20 protein-coding genes, 8 tRNA genes and 1 rRNA gene are annotated in these 22,334 nt (G+C 34.8%); all 29 read right to left on the bottom strand.

What is annotated here, in order from left to right; translation table 11 throughout:
• Positions 1-106 precede the first annotated feature (106 nt).
• A tRNA-Ala gene (locus tag LQ611_RS11570) sits at positions 107-182 on the bottom strand.
• Between the two features lie 17 nt (positions 183-199).
• Positions 200-273, bottom strand: a tRNA-Pro gene (locus tag LQ611_RS11565).
• A gap of 10 nt (positions 274-283) precedes the next feature.
• Positions 284-360: transfer RNA gene (locus LQ611_RS11560), tRNA-Arg, on the bottom strand.
• A 12-nt stretch (positions 361-372) separates the two neighbouring features.
• Positions 373-461: transfer RNA gene (locus LQ611_RS11555), tRNA-Leu, on the bottom strand.
• Positions 462-476: 15 nt separating this feature from the next.
• Positions 477-551 (bottom strand) — tRNA-Gly (locus LQ611_RS11550).
• A gap of 34 nt (positions 552-585) precedes the next feature.
• Positions 586-661: transfer RNA gene (locus LQ611_RS11545), tRNA-Lys, on the bottom strand.
• A gap of 7 nt (positions 662-668) precedes the next feature.
• Positions 669-744, bottom strand: a tRNA-Thr gene (locus tag LQ611_RS11540).
• 5 nt (positions 745-749) lie between these two features.
• A tRNA-Val gene (locus LQ611_RS11535) sits at positions 750-825 on the bottom strand.
• A 13-nt stretch (positions 826-838) separates the two neighbouring features.
• Positions 839-953 (bottom strand): 5S ribosomal RNA (gene rrf / locus LQ611_RS11530).
• A gap of 283 nt (positions 954-1,236) precedes the next feature.
• Entirely contained in the window at positions 1,237-2,724 is a 1,488-nt protein-coding gene (gene lysS, locus LQ611_RS11525) for a lysine--tRNA ligase (protein ID WP_025905552.1), read from the bottom strand.
• Positions 2,725-2,780: 56 nt separating this feature from the next.
• Complete coding sequence (gene folK / locus LQ611_RS11520; protein ID WP_107565619.1) at positions 2,781-3,269, bottom strand: 2-amino-4-hydroxy-6-hydroxymethyldihydropteridine diphosphokinase; 489 nt, start codon at positions 3,267-3,269, stop codon at positions 2,781-2,783.
• Complete coding sequence (folB, locus tag LQ611_RS11515) at positions 3,270-3,629, bottom strand: dihydroneopterin aldolase (RefSeq protein ID WP_107565618.1); 360 nt, start codon at positions 3,627-3,629, stop codon at positions 3,270-3,272.
• On the bottom strand, positions 3,622-4,431 hold the full coding sequence (folP, locus tag LQ611_RS11510) for a dihydropteroate synthase (protein ID WP_191835716.1): 810 nt from the start codon (positions 4,429-4,431) through the stop codon (positions 3,622-3,624). The genes folB and folP overlap by 8 nt, the downstream gene beginning before the upstream one ends.
• A gap of 129 nt (positions 4,432-4,560) precedes the next feature.
• On the bottom strand, positions 4,561-5,490 hold the full coding sequence (gene cysK, locus LQ611_RS11505; protein ID WP_025905556.1) for a cysteine synthase A: 930 nt from the start codon (positions 5,488-5,490) through the stop codon (positions 4,561-4,563).
• 96 nt (positions 5,491-5,586) lie between these two features.
• Positions 5,587-6,465, bottom strand: coding sequence for an Hsp33 family molecular chaperone HslO (hslO, locus tag LQ611_RS11500; RefSeq protein WP_025905557.1), 879 nt, complete (start codon positions 6,463-6,465; stop codon positions 5,587-5,589).
• 65 nt (positions 6,466-6,530) lie between these two features.
• Complete coding sequence (gene ftsH / locus LQ611_RS11495; protein ID WP_103360996.1) at positions 6,531-8,639, bottom strand: ATP-dependent zinc metalloprotease FtsH; 2,109 nt, start codon at positions 8,637-8,639, stop codon at positions 6,531-6,533.
• A 92-nt stretch (positions 8,640-8,731) separates the two neighbouring features.
• Positions 8,732-9,268, bottom strand: a complete 537-nt coding sequence (gene hpt, locus LQ611_RS11490; protein ID WP_239709580.1) for a hypoxanthine phosphoribosyltransferase — start codon at positions 9,266-9,268, stop codon at positions 8,732-8,734.
• The gene (gene tilS / locus LQ611_RS11485) at positions 9,252-10,532 is read right to left on the bottom strand and encodes a tRNA lysidine(34) synthetase TilS (RefSeq protein WP_107565616.1); all 1,281 of its coding nucleotides are present in this window, start codon (positions 10,530-10,532) and stop codon (positions 9,252-9,254) included. The genes hpt and tilS overlap by 17 nt, the downstream gene beginning before the upstream one ends.
• Before the next feature lie 88 nt (positions 10,533-10,620).
• A complete protein-coding gene (locus LQ611_RS11480) occupies positions 10,621-11,004 on the bottom strand; it encodes a S1 domain-containing RNA-binding protein (protein WP_025905561.1) in 384 nt (127 codons plus the stop codon).
• An 83-nt stretch (positions 11,005-11,087) separates the two neighbouring features.
• Positions 11,088-11,471, bottom strand: coding sequence for an FtsB family cell division protein (locus LQ611_RS11475; protein WP_025905562.1), 384 nt, complete (start codon positions 11,469-11,471; stop codon positions 11,088-11,090).
• 16 nt (positions 11,472-11,487) lie between these two features.
• On the bottom strand, positions 11,488-11,754 hold the full coding sequence (locus tag LQ611_RS11470) for an RNA-binding S4 domain-containing protein (RefSeq protein WP_037590337.1): 267 nt from the start codon (positions 11,752-11,754) through the stop codon (positions 11,488-11,490).
• The gene (locus LQ611_RS11465; RefSeq protein ID WP_239709578.1) at positions 11,751-12,917 is read right to left on the bottom strand and encodes a MazG nucleotide pyrophosphohydrolase domain-containing protein; all 1,167 of its coding nucleotides are present in this window, start codon (positions 12,915-12,917) and stop codon (positions 11,751-11,753) included. The genes LQ611_RS11470 and LQ611_RS11465 overlap by 4 nt, the downstream gene beginning before the upstream one ends.
• A 7-nt stretch (positions 12,918-12,924) precedes the next feature.
• Positions 12,925-14,433, bottom strand: a complete 1,509-nt coding sequence (locus LQ611_RS11460) for a polysaccharide biosynthesis protein (RefSeq protein WP_025905565.1) — start codon at positions 14,431-14,433, stop codon at positions 12,925-12,927.
• Positions 14,420-17,929, bottom strand: a complete 3,510-nt coding sequence (mfd, locus tag LQ611_RS11455) for a transcription-repair coupling factor (protein WP_119489573.1) — start codon at positions 17,927-17,929, stop codon at positions 14,420-14,422. The genes LQ611_RS11460 and mfd overlap by 14 nt, the downstream gene beginning before the upstream one ends.
• Positions 17,926-18,498 (bottom strand): aminoacyl-tRNA hydrolase, encoded by a 573-nt coding sequence (pth, locus tag LQ611_RS11450; RefSeq protein WP_048541954.1) that lies wholly within the window; start codon positions 18,496-18,498, stop codon positions 17,926-17,928. Before pth ends, mfd begins: the two co-directional genes overlap by 4 nt.
• A 120-nt stretch (positions 18,499-18,618) precedes the next feature.
• Positions 18,619-19,266: a 50S ribosomal protein L25/general stress protein Ctc gene (locus tag LQ611_RS11445; RefSeq protein ID WP_025905568.1), complete on the bottom strand. Its 648-nt coding sequence runs from the start codon at positions 19,264-19,266 to the stop codon at positions 18,619-18,621.
• Between the two features lie 130 nt (positions 19,267-19,396).
• The gene (locus LQ611_RS11440; protein ID WP_048541971.1) at positions 19,397-20,359 is read right to left on the bottom strand and encodes a ribose-phosphate diphosphokinase; all 963 of its coding nucleotides are present in this window, start codon (positions 20,357-20,359) and stop codon (positions 19,397-19,399) included.
• A gap of 46 nt (positions 20,360-20,405) precedes the next feature.
• Entirely contained in the window at positions 20,406-21,764 is a 1,359-nt protein-coding gene (gene glmU / locus LQ611_RS11435) for a bifunctional UDP-N-acetylglucosamine diphosphorylase/glucosamine-1-phosphate N-acetyltransferase GlmU (RefSeq protein WP_119475318.1), read from the bottom strand.
• Between the two features lie 192 nt (positions 21,765-21,956).
• Complete coding sequence (gene spoVG, locus LQ611_RS11430; RefSeq protein WP_037590328.1) at positions 21,957-22,289, bottom strand: septation regulator SpoVG; 333 nt, start codon at positions 22,287-22,289, stop codon at positions 21,957-21,959.
• Positions 22,290-22,334 lie beyond the last annotated feature (45 nt).

Here is a 22,334-nt window from a genome sequence, read left to right as displayed (position 1 = left end):
TGATTGGTTAAGCCAATCACTCTGAAGTACTTTCAGTACTCAATTATTGGAATTAACGTTGACATATTGTCATTCAGTTTTCAATGTTCATAATCTATTTTTAAAATGGTGGAGACTAGCGGGATCGAACCGCTGACCTCCTGCGTGCAAAGCAGGCGCTCTCCCATCTGAGCTAAGCCCCCATAAGTATTAATAGAAGTCGGGAAGACAGGATTCGAACCTGCGACCCCTTGGTCCCAAACCAAGTGCTCTACCAAGCTGAGCTACTTCCCGTTATTTAAAATGGCGCGCCCGAGAGGAGTCGAACCCCTAGCCTCTTGATCCGTAGTCAAACGCTCTATCCAATTGAGCTACGGGCGCAAAAAACAAAAATGGTGCCGAGGACCGGAATCGAACCGGTACGGTAATCACTTACCGCAGGATTTTAAGTCCTGTGCGTCTGCCAGTTCCGCCACCCCGGCAAGAAAAAATAAAAATGGAGCGGAAGACGGGATTCGAACCCGCGACCCCAACCTTGGCAAGGTTGTATTCTACCGCTGAACTACTTCCGCTAAATAATTATTTTTATATATAGTATATTTAAAATGGTGAGCCATAGAGGATTCGAACCTCTGACCCTCTGATTAAAAGTCAGATGCTCTACCAACTGAGCTAATGGCTCTAAAACATGGTGCCGGCCAGAGGACTTGAACCCCCAACCTACTGATTACAAGTCAGTTGCTCTACCAGTTGAGCTAGGCCGGCAAAAATGGTGGAGAATGACGGGTTCGAACCGCCGACCCTCTGCTTGTAAGGCAGATGCTCTCCCAGCTGAGCTAATTCTCCAATTAACAATATCGCCCGGCAGCGTCCTACTCTCGCGGAACGTAAGCCCAACTACCATCGGCGCTAAAGAGCTTAACTTCTGTGTTCGGCATGGGAACAGGTGTGACCTCTTTGCTATCGCCACCAGACAATGTTGTTTCGTTTTTGTCTTACCTTATATATTATAAAGAACTCATCAAGGTTTTTCAATAGTAAATTTTACACCTTATTAACTTTCTTTACAAACATCTCGAATTGATATGCGCTTGTTTTCAGCGACCTTTATATAATACACAATTTAGAAACACTCGTCAACACTTTACGACAAAAAAGTTTATATTTCTTTAAAAAACTTCATCAATCGCATTTTAAAGCCTTTCAAAAGTATAAAACCGCACACAATATGGAATTGTGCACGGCTTTTAGTTACATTTATTTTTGTCTCATATAAGGGAATAGTAATACATCTCTAATAGAAGCAGAGTTTGTTAATAGCATAACTAATCTATCAATACCTATTCCTAAACCACCTGTTGGAGGCATACCATATTCAAGTGCTTCAATAAAGTCATCATCCATTTCATGTGCTTCATCGTTACCTTGATCTTTTTCTTTCATTTGTGCTTCAAATCTTTCACGTTGATCAATTGGATCATTTAATTCAGTAAACGCATTTGCATGCTCTCTACCAACAATAAATAATTCGAATCTATCAGTGAATCTTGGATCTTCAGGATTTTTCTTAGCTAATGGTGATATTTCGATTGGGTGTCCATAAATAAATGTAGGTTGAATAAGTTTCTCTTCAACTCTTTGTTCAAAGAATTCATTCAGAATATGACCATATGTCATACGATCTTCTACTTCTATATTATGTTCTTTTGCTAGAGCATGTGCTTCTTCATCAGTTTTAACTTCATAGAAATCTACACCCGTATATTCTTTAACGGCATCAACCATATGCCATCTTCTCCAATTAGGTGCTAAATCTATAGATTCTTCGCCATATTGTACAGTTGTAGAACCTAATACTTTTTCAGCGATTGCTGCTACCATAGATTCAGTTAAATCCATAATGTCGTTGTAATCAGCATATGCTTCATACAATTCAATCATTGTAAATTCAGGGTTATGTCTTGTAGATACACCTTCATTACGGAATACTCTTCCAATTTCATATACTTTCTCTAATCCACCTACGATTAATCGTTTCAAGTGTAATTCAATTGCAATTCTCATGTATAAAGTAGCATCTAACGCATTGTGATGTGTTACGAAAGGACGAGCTGAAGCCCCACCTGCGATTTGGTGCATCATTGGTGTTTCTACTTCTAAGAAACCTTTATTATTTAAGTAAGTTCTCATTTCTTGAATAATTTGGCTTCTTGTAATGAATGTTTTAGTTGATTCTTCACTTGTAATTAAATCTAAGTAACGTTGACGGTAACGTTGTTCAATATCTTGTAAACCATGATATTTATCTGGTAATGGACGTAAAGATTTCGTTAAAACAGTAAATTCTTTCGCTTTAACAGATAATTCTCCAGTATTCGTTTTAAACATAACACCTTTTACGCCTACGATGTCACCTAAATCTGCATGTTTCCATATTTCAAATTGTTCGTCACCTACTTGGTCTTTACGAACATAAATTTGAATTTGACCAGTAATATCTTTAACATGTGCAAATCCAGCTTTACCTTTACCTCTTTTAGTCATTAAACGACCTGCGATAGCAACAGCTGATTCGTCTTCTTTATCATGTAATTCTTCTTTACTGAATTCGTCCCATTCTTGGTGTAATGATTTAGAGTCTCCACTGCGGACAAATTTCTTACCGAAAGGATCGATACCTAAATCTCTTAATTCTTGTAATTTTTCTCTACGAACCAACATTTGGTCATTCATTTCTTCTGACATGATTTTCCACTCCTTATTTAAATTACACTTGTTATTTTATTTAAACCACACGTAGATTATTTACTTTCACCATTATACTTTACTACATGTTCATCGTTTGGCAATAGCTCCCAAATATATTTCTTCGATATAGGTTCCACAACATTTGAGGCAATATCATTCAAAGGTATCATCACAAATGCTCTTTCAGTCATTCTTGGGTGAGGTACTTCTAGTTCTGGTGATTGAATAACAGATTGATCATATAATAAAATATCTATATCAATTGTACGTGGTCCCCATCTTTCAACTCGAACACGATGAAGTTGTTGTTCTACCATCATACAAACTTTCAATAATTCTGATGATTCTAATTCAGTTGAGATTTCAATACACATATTTAAAAAATCAGGTTGATCTGTGTATCCTACTGGTTTCGTTTCATATATTGGAGATTCTTGAACAACTTGAATACCGTCAATTTCATTCAGCAATTTAACAGCTTCTTGCAGTTGATGTTGCCTATCTCCCATATTACTGCCTAAACCTAAATATGCAGTATGCATTTATCTCTTCCTCACTATCTCAATACCTACACCTTTATAATGTCCAGGTATCGGTGGATTATTTTTAGTAATCTTAACTTTGGTTTCCAATACTCGATTATAGTGCGAAAATAGCTCTTTTGCAATACGTTCTGCAAGATGTTCGATTAATTTTACTGGTTTACCTTCCATAATTTCTTTGACTACTTCAAATACTTCACCGTAGTGAACAGTATTTTCTAAGTCATCTGTTTCACCCGCTTCAGAAAGATCTAAATATAATTCTAAATCTACTATAAAGATTTGTCCTAGTTCATTTTCCGCTTCAATTGCACCATGGTATCCGTAAAAAGACATGCCTTCTAATATTATTCTATCCATTTAATCGAATCTCCTTCAGAGCATCTATCGTCTTAGCTACTCTTTTGTTCATTTGTACATTGTGGACTCTCACAGCATGGACACCTTTTTCTATTCCGTAAGCTGTTGTTGCTGCTGTACCTTCATCACGTTCATCAACATTAGTTTCGCCACCTAATAAGTCATTGATCAATCGCTTTCGGCTTGTCGCAAGCAACACATTGTAACCTGTAGCGACCAATTCATCTAATCGTGACATGACAATACGTTCTTCTTCTCTAGACTTTGCAAAACCAATACCAGGATCTAACCAAATGTTTTTTTCGGGTATGCCACAAATTTCTGCTTGGTTTGCTTGTTTTAATAAAGTAAGCAATAATTCTTCCATTACCGGAACATCTCTCTTGCCGTCGCCGTTATGCATTAACACAATTTCAGCATTATATTCTGCAACGACGTTCAATATATTCGGGTCATATAAACCAGCCCACTGGTCGTTAATCATCGTTACGCCTCTTTTTAAAGATTCTTCAGCAACTTTACTTCTGTATGTATCTACTGAAAGTTGTACATCTAAATCACTAAGCGCTTCTACAACTGGAATAACTCTGTCCAATTCCTCTTCTAAACTTACTTCTGTATAACCTGGGACTTCTGTATAACCTGGGCGAGTAGATACACCACCGATATCAATAATATCCGCACCTTCTGAGATAAGTTTCTCAGCGTGTTGTCTTGCTTTATCTACACTATTATATGAACCACCGTCAGAAAATGAATCTGGCGTAACATTTAATATACCCATAATTTTCGTATTCACCAAGATAGTCTTCCTTCCTTTTTCATAGATAAATTTATTATAACAAATTTAAAAAATCACGCCTAAATGAAATAACTTCAAAAGTTATTTATTATAGACGTGATACTTATTATATAATCATTTATTTATCAATTAGTCTTCAAAAGCGTAAAGTGGTGTAGATAGGTAACGTTCACCATTACTTGGAAGAACTGTTACTACTGTTTTGCCTTCACCTAGTTCTTTAGCTTTTTTCAATGCAGCTACAATTGCAGCGCCAGATGAAATACCACCAAGGATACCTTCTTCTTTGGCAACTTTTCTAGACATTTCCATTGCTTCTTCATTACCTACTTTAATAACATCGTCATAAACATCTGTGTTTAAAGTGTCTGGTACGAAACCTGCACCTAAACCTTGTAATTTATGAGGACCTGGTGAACCACCACTTAAAATAGGTGAAGCTTCTGGTTCAATCGCAACTACTTGAATATTAGGATATTTTTCTTTAAGCACTTTACCTGCTCCAGATAAAGTACCACCAGTACCTACACCAGCTAAGAAAGCGTCAATTTGAACACCTTCAAATTGTTCAACAAGTTCAGGACCAGTTGTTAATTCATGGATTTTAGGGTTCGCTGGGTTTTCGAATTGTTGTGGTTCAAAATAGCCTTTTTCTTCTTTTAATTCTTTAGCTTTTTTGATAGCACCTTTCATGCCTTCTGCACCAGGTGTTAATACTAATTCAGCGCCATAAGCTTTTAATAAAGCACGACGTTCGCTACTCATTGTATCTGGCATTACAAATACAGCTTTATAACCTTTAGCTGCTGCAACCATTGCTAAACCGATACCTGTGTTACCAGATGTTGGTTCAATAATTGTGTCGCCTGGTTTGATTTTGCCTTCTTTTTCAGCAGCTTCAATCATCGCTAAACCAATTCTATCTTTAACTGAACTACCTGGGTTTTGGTATTCTAGTTTTACATAAACGTCTGCTGAACCTTCTTCAACTACTTTGTTTAATTTAACTACAGGTGTATCTCCAATTAATTCTACAATATTATTTACTCTCTTAGCCATTTACACTTCACTCCTAAATAGTTTTTATACCCTAGTTTATTTATCGGATATAATGATTATAACAAAACTTCATATAAAGTGAAAGTATTTACTAAATTAAAGTGCGTTCTTAAGCTCGATTAATTCTTCTTCGCTATATTGATACTTTGTTCTACAGAAATGACATTCTGCTTCAGCACCATGATCTTCTTTAATCATTGCATCAATTTCTGCTTCTCCAAGACCTTTAATTGCATTTAGGAATTTTTCTCTAGAACAATTACATTTGAACTCAACATCCATATGGTCAATAATTCTAGTATTTTCTTTACCTAATACTGTTTCAATTATTTCTTCTGGTGATAATCCTCTATCGATCAATTTAGATACAGGTTCCATTTGATTAATTTTTTCTTCAATTGCTGAAATTGTTTTTTCAGATGCACCAGGCATAAGTTGAATGATGAAACCTCCTGCTGCTTTAATTGTATTATCAGGATTTACTAATACACCTAAACCAACTGCTGAAGGTACTTGTTCACTTGTTACAAAATAATAAGTAAAATCTTCGCCAAGTTCTCCTGATACAATTGGTGTAGAACCTGTAAAGTAATCTTTCAATCCGATATCTTTAACGACACTTAACATACCGTCTGTTCCAACAGCACGTCTAACATCTAATTTACCTTGATCGTTTAATGGGAAATGCGTTTGTGGATTTTGTACATATCCTCTTACTTTACCTTTCGCATTAGCATCGACCATAATTTTACCAATTGGTCCTCCGCCATCAATTGTTACGGTTAATTTTTCTTCATTTTTTAGCATTGATCCCATCATCACACCAGCTGTCATTGATCTACCTAATGCTGCTGATGCAGTTGGCCATGTGTAATGGCGTGTTTGTGCTTCTTGTATTGTATTTGTTGTTTGAACAGCAAAAGCTCTCACTTCATCATTGAAAGCTAATCCTCTTACTAAATAATCTTTTGTCATGTTTTATACTCCTTCTTTAAAAAAAGCCCCTCTCAATCAATTTGTTGAAAGGGACTTTTGTGAAATTATTCTTTACGATCTGTCGGTTTATTGTCACCTAGGTCATCGATATTTGGCTCTTGTTCATGAGCTGGTTCGTCCGAATCACTATCTGAATCAGTGTCTTCACGACGTTTTTCATGTGACACTTCTTCTTTAACTTCTTCATATGATTTACCAACTTCATCATCGTCAATATCTAATGTACCTTCTTGTTGCGTTAAGTCACCTTCATATTTATCTTCATCTGAGTCTTCATTTTGGTTAAGATGAGAATCATCATATTTAACTTCTGGTAACTTACCTTCATGGAATAATGATTGAATTTGTTCAGCTACTAATGTTTCTTCTACTAGAAGCGTCTTAGCAATTAATTCTAATTGTGATTTATGTTCAGTTAGAATTTGTTTACAACGTTCGTATTGTTCTTTAATGATACGTTGTACTTCTGAATCAATTTCATAAGCAATTTGGTCTGAATAATTTGGTTCAGATTGCATATCTTTACCTAAAAATACTTGTCCACTATCCGTACTACCGAATTGTAATGGACCTAATTTTTTACTCATACCATATTCAGTAACCATCTTACGCGCAATGTTTGTTGCACGTTGGAAGTCATTATGAGCACCTGTTGATGCTTCTCCAAAGTTTATTTCTTCAGATACACGACCACCAAGTAAACCTACTATCTTATCTAATAATTCTGGTTCAGTCATAAAGTAACGATCTTCTTTAGGAAGCATCATTGCATATCCACCAGCTTGACCACGTGGAACGATTGTAACTTTATGAACCATTTCTGCTTCATCCAATACACAACCGATAATTGTATGACCCGCTTCGTGATAAGCAACAATATTTTTTTCTTTTTCAGAAATCATTCTTGTTTTCTTAGCTGGACCTGCAATAACTCTATCAGTCGCTTCTTCGATATCTCTCATATCAATTTTCGTTTTGTTAGAACGTGCTGCTACTAATGATGCTTCATTTAACAAGTTCTCTAAGTCTGCACCAGAGAAACCAGGCGTTCTTTGAGAAATTGCTTTTAAGTCAACAGTTTCGTCTAACGGTTTATTACGAGCATGTACTTTAAGTACTGCTTCACGTCCTTTTACATCTGGGCGTCCAACTTGGATTTGTCTATCGAAACGTCCTGGACGTAATAATGCAGGGTCTAAAATATCAGGACGGTTAGTTGCAGCTATCATAATGATACCTTCATTTTCACCGAATCCATCCATTTCTACTAATAATTGGTTTAATGTTTGTTCACGTTCATCGTGACCGCCACCAACACCAGCGCCACGTTGACGACCAACAGCATCAATCTCATCTATAAAGATAATACATGGTGCATTTTTCTTAGCGTTCTCGAATAAGTCACGCACACGACTTGCACCGACACCAACGAACATCTCAACGAAGTCTGAACCACTGATTGAGAAGAATGGTGTACCCGCTTCACCTGCTACAGCTCTAGCAAGTAATGTTTTACCTGTACCTGGAGGACCAACTAGTAAGACACCTTTCGGAATACGCGCACCCATTTTCTTGAATTTACGATTATCTTTAAGGAAATCAACTATTTCCACTAACTCTTGTTTCTCTTCATCGGCACCTGCTACATCAGAGAATCTTACACGTTTCTTCTGATTATCATATAGCTTGGCTTTTGACTTACCAAAGTTCATTACTCGGCCGCCGCCACCGCCGCCGCCTTGCATTTGGCTTAAGAAGAAGATGAATAAAAATGCAATAATTAAAACTGGGATAAGCGTTGTTAATACACTAACAAACACACTTTGTTTTTCTTCTTCTTTAACATTAAATTTCAAATCATCTTGTTTCTCAGCAGTTGCTGTTATTTTTTTCAAGTCATCTTGATTATTAAATAAAATAGAAGATGTATATGTTTCATCTTTACCTTTTTTCAATTCACCGCTAACCATATAAACATTCTGTTCTGGTTGAATAGTTAACGTTTTTAAATCGCCTTTTTCTAGCTTCGTCATAAACTCATTATATGTAAGCTGTTTTGGTGATTGTCCATTGCCATTAATGAACTGGAATACACCAAATAGGACGATAGCTAAAAGCGCGATCATTAATATATTACGAAAAGCTTTTTGCATTCAATTTGTCCTCCTACTCAATTAATAAAACTAACAAAAATTTTACCATATTTGTAATTTCATACGCTAGTAATTAAACTTGCTTATACGCATCATTGATATATTTCTGGTTTAAGTGTACCAATGTACGGAAAATTACGATATTTCTCAGCATAATCTAGTCCGTATCCTACAACAAATTCATCTGGAATTTTTTCTCCGACATATTTAGCTTCGATATCTACTTTACGTTTCATCGGTTTATCTAACAATGTTACGATTTCAATAGAATTAACATTTCTGTATTTCAATAAATCAACGATAGAATTTAAAGTTGTACCTGTTTCTAAAATATCTTCAATGATAATGACATCTCTATTTTCAACAGAAGTACTTAAGTCTTTTAAAATTTTAACTTCTCCAGTTGATTCTGTACCACCGTGATAACTAGAAACATCCATAAAGTCTATTTCTACATGTGTATCAATGTATTTAATTAAATCAGCCATAAACATGATTGAACCTTTTAAAATACCTACACAAATAGGTGTCTTCCCATTATAATCCTCTGTGATTTGCTTTCCTAATGTTTTGCATCTTTCTTGAATCTGTTCTTCTGATAATACAACAGACTTAATCGAGTCTTTCATTAAAGTCATCTCCAATATAAGTAATAGTTAGTGCGTTTTTAAAGTTAGAATCCATCCAAAAATCACCAATTGCAATAATGTCATCACCATATAAAATAATTGGACAATTGTTTCTTTTATGTATGTCAATCTTGTTGTCAATCATGATTCTGTTAACTTTTTTGTGATGTTTATTTCCCCGGTTATAATACTGAACACGATCTCCAGACATTCTCGTTCTTACAAATAAAGGCGATGCTATGTCTTTCGTTTCAATTAACCAATTCCCAAATACATATTGTTCATTACGATTTATAAATTTAGAATTTACATTGAACTCAATATCTTCACATAGTAATAATTTATCATATGCTACTATAAACTGCCAATCATCAGATATAGGAATGACGGATTGTTTTGAAAAATTATTAAATACGTGCATCCATTCTTTATATGACTTCTCGCTATATCTTCGTTTAACATATTGAGCCATTAATTGATCTAATACTTGAATCTTAATTAAATCGTTCAGCTGATTAAATGCATCACGATTAATTTCAACATGATCAGACAGTTTTATTTCTTTAGCAATAAAATCATCTGCTGCAGTTATAATTAATTTTCTTGCATCATTCATCCATTGATTTAAATCCAGTAAATGATCTGTTGAAAATTCTGGCCTTTCTTCAATAACAGGCAACAATTGATTTCGTAAATAGTTGCGAGTATATTTACTATCTTTATTTGAATCATCTTCGTAGTACTTAAAATCATTTTCTTGTTGATATTGTTTTATAAATGATTTGGATACATTTAACAACGGTCTACAAATCATATATTCATTTCTTTTTTGAACTTGTTGAATACCTAAAGGTGCACGGCCAATTCTCCCAGTAAATAGTCGATAAGCAATGGTTTCTTTTTGGTCATCCATATGGTGTGCCGTCAACAATACATCGCTACCGGTTTGTTTCATCATTTCATCAAACCATTCATATCTCAATTGTCTAGAAATATCTTGTATGCTCTTATTGTGACTAACTGTTTCGCTCAAATCCAATGTCTTGATATATATTTCAATATGATGTTTTTCGCAAAATTGTTTTATAAATTTCGCTTCTTCTCGCGAGGCTTCTCTTAAACCATGGTTGACATGTAAACAAATTAACTTACGATATGTGTCTTTATAAGTTGTGTTTAACATGTGTAAAAGTGACATGCTATCTATCCCTGTCGAAACAGCTAAAGCTAAATCATCCTCTTGTTGCCAAGTTACATTCAGCATGATTACACACCTCAATTTTCAAAAATTCATTTGATCTTGTCAAAATAAAAAGAGGCTCAACTAATTAGCCTCTTTTTATTATAATCCATTATCGTCTTGCACCTTTACCGCCACGACGTGATTCAGTTTGTCTCTTAATAGATGTTAACTTATCCTCACTATCTTTTAAAAAGTTTGATAATTTCTTCTCAAAGTCTTCAGGCTTAGCTTCTTTCTTAGGCGCTTGGCGCTTTGGACGTTCTTTAGCTTTTTTAATAGATAAACTAATCTTTCCATCATCAGCTACTGTTAATACTTTAACTTCTACTTCATCGCCTACAGTTAAATGGTCATTCACGTTCTCGACGTAGTTATCAGCAACTTCACTGATATGCACAAGGCCACTTTTCCCTTCAGGTAATTCAACAAATGCACCAAAATTCTTAATACCTGTAACTTTCCCTTTGACTTTATTGCCTACTTCAATTGACATATTATTACTGTATCCTCCTGATATAAATTCACTTTAACCTTATTATATGCTTCTATACAAAATTATACAACGCCATAAACAGATTATTTATCATTTTCCGCGTCTTTTTTGTCTTCTGGTAATTTAAAAATAATTTCACCATCATTGCTTAAAAAGTATTCGCTTCTCGCGAGTTTTTCTATATATTCTTTATCGTTCAGTCGTTTAATTTGTTCTTTAAGTTCTATCTCTTTATCTTGTAATTTTTCATATGTGACAGCTTTTTCTTTACGCTCTTGCACTAATTCATCATTACGATTTTTTTGTAGAAATAGCATGATGATCATAATAACGATTATTAACAATAATACTCCACCAAATAAGGTAAGTCGCTTGCGTATCACTTGGCGCGTTTTATTGACAGTCTTTTTTTGTTTGTTTTGGGACTGTGTATATTCATTATCTAGATTTTTAATTTTTTGCGCCATTGGTGTACCTCCTTATTTATATAGAATCTTGAATTTTTTCTTCTTTGATGACTTCAAACATTGTCTTCGCATTTTCTTTATTAGCATGTTCAGATAATCCTGTCACTTTGACAACAATTATTCTATTACCTAATCTAATTTCCAATTCATCTTCAACACTTACAGTCGTTCCTGCTTTAGCAACTTGACCATTTACTTTAACTCTACCTTGGTCACTCACTTCTTTAGCAAGTGTACGACGTTTAATCAGTCTAGATACTTTTAAATATTTATCTAATCTCAAATTGTTAAATCTCCTTTATTTATAAATTCTTTTAATGATTGTTCACCGTATCCCTCTAATTTGGTTTTATCATACAACTTCAAAAAGTAATCAGCAAATATTTTTTCTAGTTTCTCACGTTTAACTTTGCCTTCTTTTTGTTTTTCATCATTCCAAATTTTCTTGAGGTCTTCAATATCATTCGCTTCTTGGTCACCAAACACATGTGGATGTCTACGTATCATCTTAGAAGTTAATGTTTGTATCACTTCTCTTACATCAAAGTATGCTTCTTTCTTTCCAATCGCAGCATGTAGCATCACTTGTAACAATATGTCTCCAAGTTCTTCTATCATATGATCAATATCATCTTCATCAATTGCTTCTATTAATTCAAATGCCTCTTCAAGTACATAACGCTTCAATGTTTCATGGGTTTGTACTTTATCCCAAGGACAACCTTCTTCGGACACTAATGTATCAATAGTTTGTTCTAAATATTGAAAATCACCATATAGTTGTTCATCTTTAGTTATTTTCGGAATGAATAAACTTGTTAAATTTGATAGCTCAGCATGATGGTCCATTTCATACAATGGACATGAAATGACATCCGCTTCACCTAGTCTTGCATTAGAAACGAGTTGCACAGGATGGTCATCTGGATATCTTTCCATCAATGTAACTTTAATATCCGATGCAACTAATTGATCATACACTTGTGTAATAATCGTATTCGTTCTTATATTTAATGAAGTCTCAGACAAACTCGTTCCGTCTAATAATGTAAACCCGTCATTCGGATCAATATTAACAGCTCTGAACATATCATCTAAAAAGCTTTTCCCACCTAACACGTGTACATCCGGCGCTTTCTCTAATAGAAGCTGCGCCGTTGTTTCAGCTACCATTGGGTCACCAGGCACCGCATAAATAATGTTTTCATGTTCAGCTTTTTCAATCAATGTATCGACAATTTCAGAATATACATTAAGAAAATCATCGTGCTTTTCATAAATATAATCAAAACCTTGCCAATTTAAGTCTTCTAATTCTTTAACGACTGGATGGTCTAGCGTACGCGCATATATAACGTCAGCTGATTGAAGTTTACGGTAAACGCCCATTGGCAATTCTTCTAAACTATAATTACCTAAGCCAACAACTAGTATTTGTTGTGCCATATGTTAATTACTCCTTTATTATTTTATCCATTAAAGGCAAATGTTTCCATTCATCTTTTATTAATATTTTCATTTTTATTATACCTATTATGACAACCATTACGCCAACAATACCTGCCAGTAACATAATTAATAAACTTGTCATTCTCGTGTGCGTTGGAATGAGCAGTACCACTTGTACAAATACAGACATGATCGCAAGTAAAGTGATTACTTTAATCATAAACAAACCCATACGTTGAAATTGATAAAGTTTCATCACACGTACATGCAAAATCAATGTATATATAGCGAGCGACAAGACTGTCGATAAACTTGCACCAAATATACCAAACTGCAGTACAAAACAGTAATTCCCGATCAATTTCGTTACCATACCAATCATGAGCGCAATAAATAATATATTTCTATTTAATTTCACTTGCAATAACGCTGTATACATAATGATAAATGTCACGAATACAACTGCGAGCATAAAGACGCTCAGCGTGCCGATTAATTCATTCGTCTTAAAGAATACAGTATTTAATAATGGCAGTAAGTTCATTAAGCCAAATGCGGCAGCCATACTAAATAAGACTGTTATCTTTAACGATGTATTAGCATATTCATTCACGAGTTGATGATTTTTCTTTTGCAGATGTTCTGTTAACAATGGAATAAGCACAAAACTAAATGTCGTTGTGATGATAAGCCCCATCTGAATTAATGAAGCACCTCTATCAAACACACCTTTTACTTTTATACTCTCATGAAAGCTATAACCATTCTCTTGCAACAGATGTATAAGCGTAAATGAATCTACAATTTGCCATAAGATCAATATCAAATAAGAAATGGCATACAAAATTGTCATCGTCACGATATTTTTAGTGTCTTTCAACTTTATTTCCCAGGAAAATCTCAATCTAGGTTTTCTTTTAAACCAGAAGTAAATTGCAATACAACTTAATCCCAATACAGATCCACTGATTGCGATTGTGCCAGCTTGATAAATCGAAATATTAAAGCCAACAAACAGCAAAATCGCGGTTAAAATCACACCGACTCTAACGACTTGATCAATCACCTGTGAAACGGCAATAAAGTTCATCTGATGTTTCATTTGATAATACCCTCGTACCATTGAGATAAATACAAGTGGTATTAGCGCTAAACTCGCCATACGAATCATAGGCGTTAAGTTCGTGTCACCCATCAGTCCACTTATCAATTGTGCACTTAAAAATATAGCAACACTTATCAATAAACAAGTCATTTGTAAAAACCAGAACATACCTATTATTTCTGATTGTTTACGTTGAATCATCCAGCTACTCATGACACTAGGAAGCGCGTTTAAACTTACAACACTCACAATCGCAACAAGCGGATATACTTGTTGATATGCATATAATCCTTCATCACCTAAAACATTTTGGTAAGGCACTCTATAAATTGCGCTTAAAATTTTAACAATGACCATCGTGCCTGTTAACAACAATACACTATTAAAAATGGGTTTAGATTGTGTCATCGTCTACCAAACTTTCATTGATCACATTAGTTAAGAATTTCAGATCGTCTAACCATTGTTTTGATTTTTGTAATTTAAACACCATTTGATTGTCTGAAACAGCTATTTTTAGTTTTCTACCTAATGGTTCAGTAACTTTAAACAACACATCACCTTTTAAATGATTTGTTGTATATTCTGAAGCTGTCAGTTGTATCACTTTAGCGACTTCTTTAATTTCTGTAATACCGAAGTGAATACCGTTCAATCTTACTTCCACAACATCTAATAAACGCTGAACTTCAACAGGATATTCACCAAAACGATCGATTAGTTCATCTTGAATATCTTCCAATTGAGATTGCGTCGTAATTGATCTTAATTTTTTGTACATTTCAATTTTGGCTTGTTCATTCTTAATGTATTCAGCAGGGATATAGGCATCTATTTTAATATCTACTTCAAGTTGTGGTACTTCTGATTCTGGTTCTATACCTCGTTTTACATTAACCGCTTCTTCTAACATTTGAGAATATAAGTCATAACCTACAGAATCTATGAAGCCATGTTGCTGACTACCTAATAAGTTTCCTGCACCACGAATATTCAAATCACGCATGGCAATTTTAAATCCTGAACCTAGTTCTGTAAATTCTTTAATAGCTTGCAGTCTTTGCTCAGCAACTTCAGTCAGTACTTTGTTTTGTTCATGTAAGAAATATGCATAACCAATTCGACTAGAACGGCCTACTCGTCCACGCAACTGATACAATTGACTCAATCCAAATCTATTAGCATCTTCAATAATCAATGTATTAGCATTTGGAACATCGACACCCGTTTCAATAATCGTCGTTGTTACTAAAATATCGTATTCTCCATCGACAAAATTCAACATCGTTTCTTCTAATTCTCGTTCTGTCATTTGTCCATGAGCAACACCAATTCTCGCATTAGGCATGAGCATAGATAACTGTTCACTCTTTTGATATATAGACTGCACGCGGTTATATAAATAGAATGCTTGTCCACCACGTGAAAGTTCACGTTCTAGTGCTTCTTTAACAAAACTCATATTCTGTTCTAATACATACGTTTGAACAGGGAATCTGTTTTCAGGTGGTGTTTCAATAACAGATAAGTCTCTAACACCTAATAAACTCATATGAAGCGTTCTCGGAATTGGTGTAGCAGTTAAAGTAAGAACGTCTACATTTGTCTTTAATGCTTTAATTCTTTCTTTATGTTTCACACCAAATCTTTGTTCTTCATCGACGATTAATAATCCTAAATCTTTATATTCAACATCTTTACTTAGTAATTTATGTGTACCTACAACAATGTCTACAAATCCAGATTTGATACCGGCTTTCGTCTCTTTAACTTGTTTAGGCGTTCTAAATCTACTCATCATTTGAATTTCTACTGGATATTCTTGCATACGTTCTCTGAATGTTTCAAAGTGCTGTTGGGCAAGAATCGTTGTTGGTACGAGCACGGCTACTTGCTTACCTTCCAAGACTGCTTTAAATGCAGCTCTTATTGCTACCTCAGTCTTACCATATCCAACATCACCACAAAGCAGTCTATCCATCGGTCTTCTTTTTTCCATATCTGCTTTAATTTCTTCTAAAGAAGTGACTTGGTCAGGCGTAGGTTCATATGGAAAGTCCATTTCAAATGTCATTTGTTCTTCAGTATCCGGACCGTATTGATAACCTTCAACTTGTTCTCTCTCTTGATAAAGTTTCAACAGTTCATCCGCAATGTCCTCCACATTTTTTTGAACTTTAGCTTTTGTCTTTTTCCATTCTGTACCGCCAAGTTTATTCACCTTTGGCTCTTTATCATCTGATCCAACAAACTTCTGAACATCATTCATTTGATCAACTGGTACAAATAATTGATCGGTACCTTTGTATTGAATTTTAATATAATCTTTATGAATGCCGGATACTTCTAATGTTTCAACACCTAAATATTTACCAACACCATGATGTACGTGTACAACATAATCTCCCACATTCAATTCTTGATAAGATTTTATTTTTTCAGCATTAGATAACTTTTGTCTTCTTTTAGATTGTTTTCTTTCACGTGCTTTGAAAAGTTCTTTTTCTGTCACGACGACAAGTTTCATATAAGGTAATTCGAACCCTTCAGACAGCGCGCCATCTGTTACGACAGCTTGTCCTCGGTCACCGACTTGTTCTACCCTATCTATAACAGTTGGAATTTTCATGTCGTTTAACATACTTTGAATACGAGACTTTCTCGTTTCAGATTCTGCTAATAATACGACTGTGAATCCTTGTTTCATAAAGCGATCAAACTCTGATTGCATAATGTCGTATTGTCCATAGAACCTTTGAACAGGTTTACATGAGAATTTCACCATCTCTTCAATTTCAACTGGCATACTTGCAGTAAATAAAGTGAAATAAGCGATTTTATGTTGATGTAACAGCTCTGTAAAAGCATGTTCTGAAATAAAACGTTGGCCAATAAATCCTTGTCCTGATTCTATTAGCGATTGCGTAAATTCTTCGATTTCAACGTCTAATGAATGTTCAGTTTCTTTAATTCGATTATATTCGTCTACAACAACAAGTGCATCATCTGCAAAATAATCTGTTAAAGTTGTGACTTCATCATACATAAACGAAATCACACGTCTTAAAATTTGATGATCTTTCAATTCATCACTTTGCATCAATATCGTTTGATACGTATCTTTTAAGTCGGGACGCATTTCTGTAGCTAGTTGTTGTCTTGTTTTTTCATATGCTTCTTCCATACGTTCTGGAAGTTGGCTGATTTGTTCACTTGTAAAAATATAATCACTAGCCGTTGTAATTTCAACTTGTTCAACATTACCTAAAGAGCGTTGCGTTTCAACGTCAAACAATCTCATACCGTCTACTTCAGTATCAAACAATTCAATTCGAACAGGATCTCCAGTTACTGGATAGATATCAATCAACCCACCACGAATCGAGAACTCACCAACTGCTGATACTAACGATTGCCTCTTATAACCCATATCAATCAATTGATTAGCCCATACATCTAAATCAATATCATCACCTATTTGAATTGATTTATAATGTTCATTCCAAATGTGCTTCGGTGTTAATTGTTTTTTCAAGCCATTTATAGGCACGATAAATAAGCCCTTCTTGCCTTGAGCAAGCTGGGTTAATGTTCTGATACGTTCACTCATTAAATCGGGACTTTGCGTCGAGAACGCTTCTATCATAATATCTTGTACAGGAAACTTAAATACTTCATCAGGTGGTAATAATTGAAGAATATCCGCTTCTAATTTATCCGCCTGATACAAGTTATTTGTTACGATAACGAGTTGTTTATCGTTTTTAAGATATTGTTCTAAAATAAGTAGCGCTTTACTCGACTGATTCAGTCCTGTTATGAGTATGTTCTTTTCTCCAAATATTTGCGTTAATTCTTGAAATCGTTCGTCTGCTTGTATGATTTCATGGATAACGTGTTTCATATTACTTCACCATTATACTGGTTCATCACATTCTGAAAAGTTTCGCCTTTAATTAAAGCTTCACAAGCATCTGCTGCGCGATCGATTACTTTTTCCATTGTAATCATTTCATCATCAGAGAACTTTTGAAGCACATAACTCGGTACACTCATGCCATTTGTAGGACGATCAATTCCGATTCTAATACGGTTAAAACGGTCTGTCCCTAAATGTTGAATTAAAGACTTCATACCGTTATGACCACCAGCACTTCCTTTCTGACGTAGTCTCAAATGACCTTGAGACTGGTCCATGTCATCATAGAGTACAACTAGATCCTCTATATCTATATTATAATAATCCATTAGTGGTCTTACAGCTTCACCTGATAAATTCATGAAAGTCATAGGCTCAATAAGCATTACTTTCTCTCCATTTATAAGCCCTATTGTATATGCGCCTTTAAATTTTTGTTTATCTAAGTCTAATTGGTGACGATCAAGCAATTTATCAACTACTTCAAAGCCAATATTATGACGCGTAAGGTCATATTTCTTTCCGATATTTCCAAGTCCAACAATACATTTCATGTTGTAACCTCCATATTAATACTAAGTATATATTATAGCATTTTTGTGATTTATTTCATCTATCTATACTTAAATAAAAAAACCCAACACAAATGTGTTGGGTTGAAGATTTAAAAAATATTATTTTTCTTCTTCTTCTGCTTCTTCTTTTTCAGCTTCTTCTTCTGCTACTGCATCAGCTTCTTCAGCTGCAGTTTCTTCAGCATCTTCAGCAGGTTCTTCTGTTGGAGGAACTACTGTTACAACTGCTTCTTCTTTATCGTTTTCGATAGTGTATTTATCAGTTGCATCTAAGTCGCCTACTAAGTAGCTATCACCAATAGCTAATTCTGTAATATCAACTTCGATATTTTCAGGAATTGCATCTGGAGTAGTTGTAACTTGTAAGTCGAATAATGGTTGTTGAACTACGCCACCTTCAGAAGCACCAACTGATTCACCTACTAATACTACAGGTACGTCTACAGTTAATTCTTCTTTCATGTTGATAGCTAAGAAGTCAACGTGAGTGATTTGGTTTTTAAGAGAATCATATTGATAATCTGAAACCATAACTTTGATTGTTTTTGAACCAACACCTAATTCGATAACGCCGTTACGTCCAACTTCACGAATTGTTTTGATGAATTCAACTTCATCAACTTTAACAGATGTATTTTTAGCACCGTAACCATATACAACTGCTGGGATAATACCTGAAGCTCTTAATTTACGTAAACTAGAACGAGTTTGTTTACCTTGACGGATAACTGACTTTAATGAAGCCATTATCTTTTCCACCTTTCATTTATGCGCGATATGCGCTCCTACACTTACCCATCAACAACAATTGCTGCTTGTAAGTGGTTATTTAGTCCATAAAAATGAACCGTTTGTTATTATACACGAATATTATAAATTAATCAAATAGCACACTAACAGATTCTTGTTCATATACTCTAACAATTGCTTGTGCTAATAATTCTGCTACAGACAATTCTTTAACGTTTGCAGGTTTTCTATCTTCTGGTAATTGAATTGAGTTTGTAACAACTAATTCTTTAATTTGAGAATTTTCGATACGTTCTTTTGCTGGTCCTGATAATACAGGGTGTGTACAACAAGCATATACTTCTTTCGCACCTTTTTTAACAAGTGCATCTGCTGCTAATGTAATTGTTCCAGCTGTATCAATAATATCGTCGATAATGATGGCAGTCTTACCATTAATATCTCCAACAATATTCATAACTTCTGCTACGTTTGGTTTCGGACGACGTTTATCAATAATAGCGATAGGTGTTTTTAGACGGTCAGCCATTTTACGCGCTCTTGTTACGCCACCATGGTCAGGTGAAACAACAACTGTTGATTCAGGATCTAAACCTTTTTCTAAGAAGTAATTTGATAAAATTGGTACGCCCATTAAATGATCAATCGGTATGTCAAAGAACCCTTGAATTTGAGGTGCATGTAAATCAAGTGCTATCATTCTGCTTGCGCCAGCTTTTTCAATAATATTTGCCACAAGTTTAGCAGTGATTGGTTCACGGCTTCTAGCTTTACGGTCTTGTCTTGCATAACCGTAATAAGGCATTACAATATTAATATTTGCTGCAGATGCACGTTTACAAGCATCAATCATAATTAATAATTCCATCAAGTGTTCATTCACTGGGTTTGATGTTGGTTGAATAATAAACACATCACAACCACGGATACTTTCTTCAATATTAATTTGAACTTCACCATCAGCAAATCTCTTAACTGTAGATTTACCTAATGGAATCCCTACTAAATTGGCAACTTCTTGCGCTAATGGTTGGTTACCTTCAAGCGAAAATATTTTTAATGAAGAGTTCTTATATTCAGTGTTCAACATTTCTGTTCCTCCGATATCATTTTGACTCATGTTTTGACGGCTCCTTTTATTTCGTTTTATAATATCCTTCTTTAGTCGTTTGTCTAGCGCGACCTAGCGCCAAGCTTTCATTTGGTACATCATCTGTAATTGTTGACCCTGCTGCTATGAATGATCCATCTCCAATTTCTACTGGTGCAACTAGATTTGAATTACATCCAATAAATGCATCATCTCCTATAACCGTACGGAATTTATTCACGCCATCATAATTTACAGTGATAGAACCACAACCAATATTTGTTCTTGCACCTACTTCTGCATCTCCGATATAACTTAAGTGTGAAACTTTAGCGCCATCTTTTAAGACAGCCTTTTTAGTTTCAACAAAGTTACCAATTTTCGTATCTTTGCCTAGTTCAGAACCTGGTCTTAATTGTGCAAATGGTCCTACTGTAGCGTTTTCGCCTACAACTGAATCTGTAATAACAGATTGTTTAATTGTAGCATCATCTTTAATTGTACTATTTTTGATGTCAGAATTCATTCCTATCGTAACATTTTTTCCTATAATTGTTGTGCCAGAAAGTCTTACACCTGGTTCTACAACTGTATCTTCACCAATTACGACTTGTTTCCCGATATAAGTTGTAGCTGGATCAATAAATGTTACGCCATTTAGCATATGTTGATGATTGATACGTTCTTTCATTTTCTGTTCCGCTTTCGCAAGTTGCACTCTATCATTCACACCCATAATGCCGTCAACATCGTTCGTAATAAAAGCAGAAACTTTTTCATTTTCTTCTTTTAGGATGCGAATCACATCTGGTAAATAATATTCACCTTGTGCGTTATCATTGTTTACTTTTTCAAGTGTTTCAAACAACTTTTCGTTATCGAAAGCAAATATACCAGAACTTATTTCATTAACTTCAGCTTCAGCAGAAGAAGCATCTTTTTGTTCGACAATTCCAGAAACCAAACCATTTTCATCACGAATGATTCTACCGTAACCAAACGGGTTATCAACTTTTGCAGACAAGACAGTTGCTACTGCACTTTCAGACTCATGAAAATCTAATAAGTTTTTAATTGTTTCGTCACTGATTAATGGTGTGTCTCCACATACAACAATTGTTGTGCCTTTTTCAGTACCTAATATATCCTTAGCACTCTTTACTGCATGTGCTGTTCCTAATTGTTCTTCTTGATGTACAAACTGAGATGCATGACCGATTGTTTCTTTGACTTTTTCAGCACCATGCCCAACAACTGTTACGACTTTATCAACACCTGCATTTTTCACGCTATCTATAACATGTTGAACCATTGCTTCTCCAGCTACTGTATGTAGTACTTTGTAAAGTTTAGATTTCATTCTTGTACCTTTACCAGCAGCTAATACAACTGCATATTTTTGCATTGCAAATACCTCCATTTATACACACTTTAGTCTATTATAATTTAATTGACCGCATAGTATCAAGAAAGAGTTCAAGTAAACGTTTCCTTATTAACAATGCCATTATCATGACATATAAAAAAACAGCAGTTAAAATCACAAGATTTTAACTACTGTTTATCAATATACGTGAGCTGAGTACTTTAAATATCGTTATTCTTCTTCACTGTCTGATGCTTCATCGCTATCCTCTGAATTTGAGGCTTCTTGAGCTGATTTTGGAATAATGACTTCATCTGTTTCATCATATACTTTCATAACCGCTTCTTGAATCTCTTGTCTCATTTCAGAATTAATGGGATGAGCAATATCTCTAAATTCCCCATCTGGCGTACGCTTACTAGGCATAGCCACAAACAGTCCTGAATTTCCCTCGATTACTCTTAAGTCGTGAATAACAAAAGCGTCATCTAATGTTATAGAAACTAATGCTTTCATTCTTCCATCTGTTTGAATTTTTCTTAATCTCACATCTGTTACCTTCATGATTTGTGTGCCCCCTGTTTTGTCTATTTAAAGTAGCAGCATCAT

This window comes from Mammaliicoccus sp. L-M44 (genome assembly GCF_022386355.1).
Lineage (GTDB): Bacteria > Bacillota > Bacilli > Staphylococcales > Staphylococcaceae > Mammaliicoccus > Mammaliicoccus sciuri_A.
Note: the sequence above shows the minus strand (reverse complement) of the source record. Positions and strands in the feature narration are given on the sequence as shown.

Coding starts and splice junctions, on each gene's coding strand:
- ftsH (WP_103360996.1), bottom strand. CDS start 8,639: ATGCAAAAAGCTTTTCGTAATATATTAATGATCGCGCTTTTAGCTATC.
- lysS (WP_025905552.1), bottom strand. CDS start 2,724: ATGTCAGAAGAAATGAATGACCAAATGTTGGTTCGTAGAGAAAAATTA.
- pth (WP_048541954.1), bottom strand. CDS start 18,498: ATGAAATGTATTGTTGGACTTGGAAATATCGGAAAGAAATATGACCTT.
- LQ611_RS11465 (WP_239709578.1), bottom strand. CDS start 12,917: ATGGCACAACAAATACTAGTTGTTGGCTTAGGTAATTATAGTTTAGAA.
- LQ611_RS11460 (WP_025905565.1), bottom strand. CDS start 14,433: ATGACACAATCTAAACCCATTTTTAATAGTGTATTGTTGTTAACAGGC.
- LQ611_RS11475 (WP_025905562.1), bottom strand. CDS start 11,471: ATGGCGCAAAAAATTAAAAATCTAGATAATGAATATACACAGTCCCAA.
- spoVG (WP_037590328.1), bottom strand. CDS start 22,289: ATGAAGGTAACAGATGTGAGATTAAGAAAAATTCAAACAGATGGAAGA.
- LQ611_RS11480 (WP_025905561.1), bottom strand. CDS start 11,004: ATGTCAATTGAAGTAGGCAATAAAGTCAAAGGGAAAGTTACAGGTATT.
- tilS (WP_107565616.1), bottom strand. CDS start 10,532: ATGCTGAATGTAACTTGGCAACAAGAGGATGATTTAGCTTTAGCTGTT.
- folB (WP_107565618.1), bottom strand. CDS start 3,629: ATGGATAGAATAATATTAGAAGGCATGTCTTTTTACGGATACCATGGT.
- glmU (WP_119475318.1), bottom strand. CDS start 21,764: ATGCAAAAATATGCAGTTGTATTAGCTGCTGGTAAAGGTACAAGAATG.
- cysK (WP_025905556.1), bottom strand. CDS start 5,490: ATGGCTAAGAGAGTAAATAATATTGTAGAATTAATTGGAGATACACCT.
- folK (WP_107565619.1), bottom strand. CDS start 3,269: ATGCATACTGCATATTTAGGTTTAGGCAGTAATATGGGAGATAGGCAA.
- hpt (WP_239709580.1), bottom strand. CDS start 9,268: ATGAAAGACTCGATTAAGTCTGTTGTATTATCAGAAGAACAGATTCAA.
- LQ611_RS11445 (WP_025905568.1), bottom strand. CDS start 19,266: ATGGCTTCATTAAAGTCAGTTATCCGTCAAGGTAAACAAACTCGTTCT.
- mfd (WP_119489573.1), bottom strand. CDS start 17,929: ATGAAACACGTTATCCATGAAATCATACAAGCAGACGAACGATTTCAA.
- hslO (WP_025905557.1), bottom strand. CDS start 6,465: ATGACAAAAGATTATTTAGTAAGAGGATTAGCTTTCAATGATGAAGTG.
- LQ611_RS11440 (WP_048541971.1), bottom strand. CDS start 20,359: ATGTTGAACACTGAATATAAGAACTCTTCATTAAAAATATTTTCGCTT.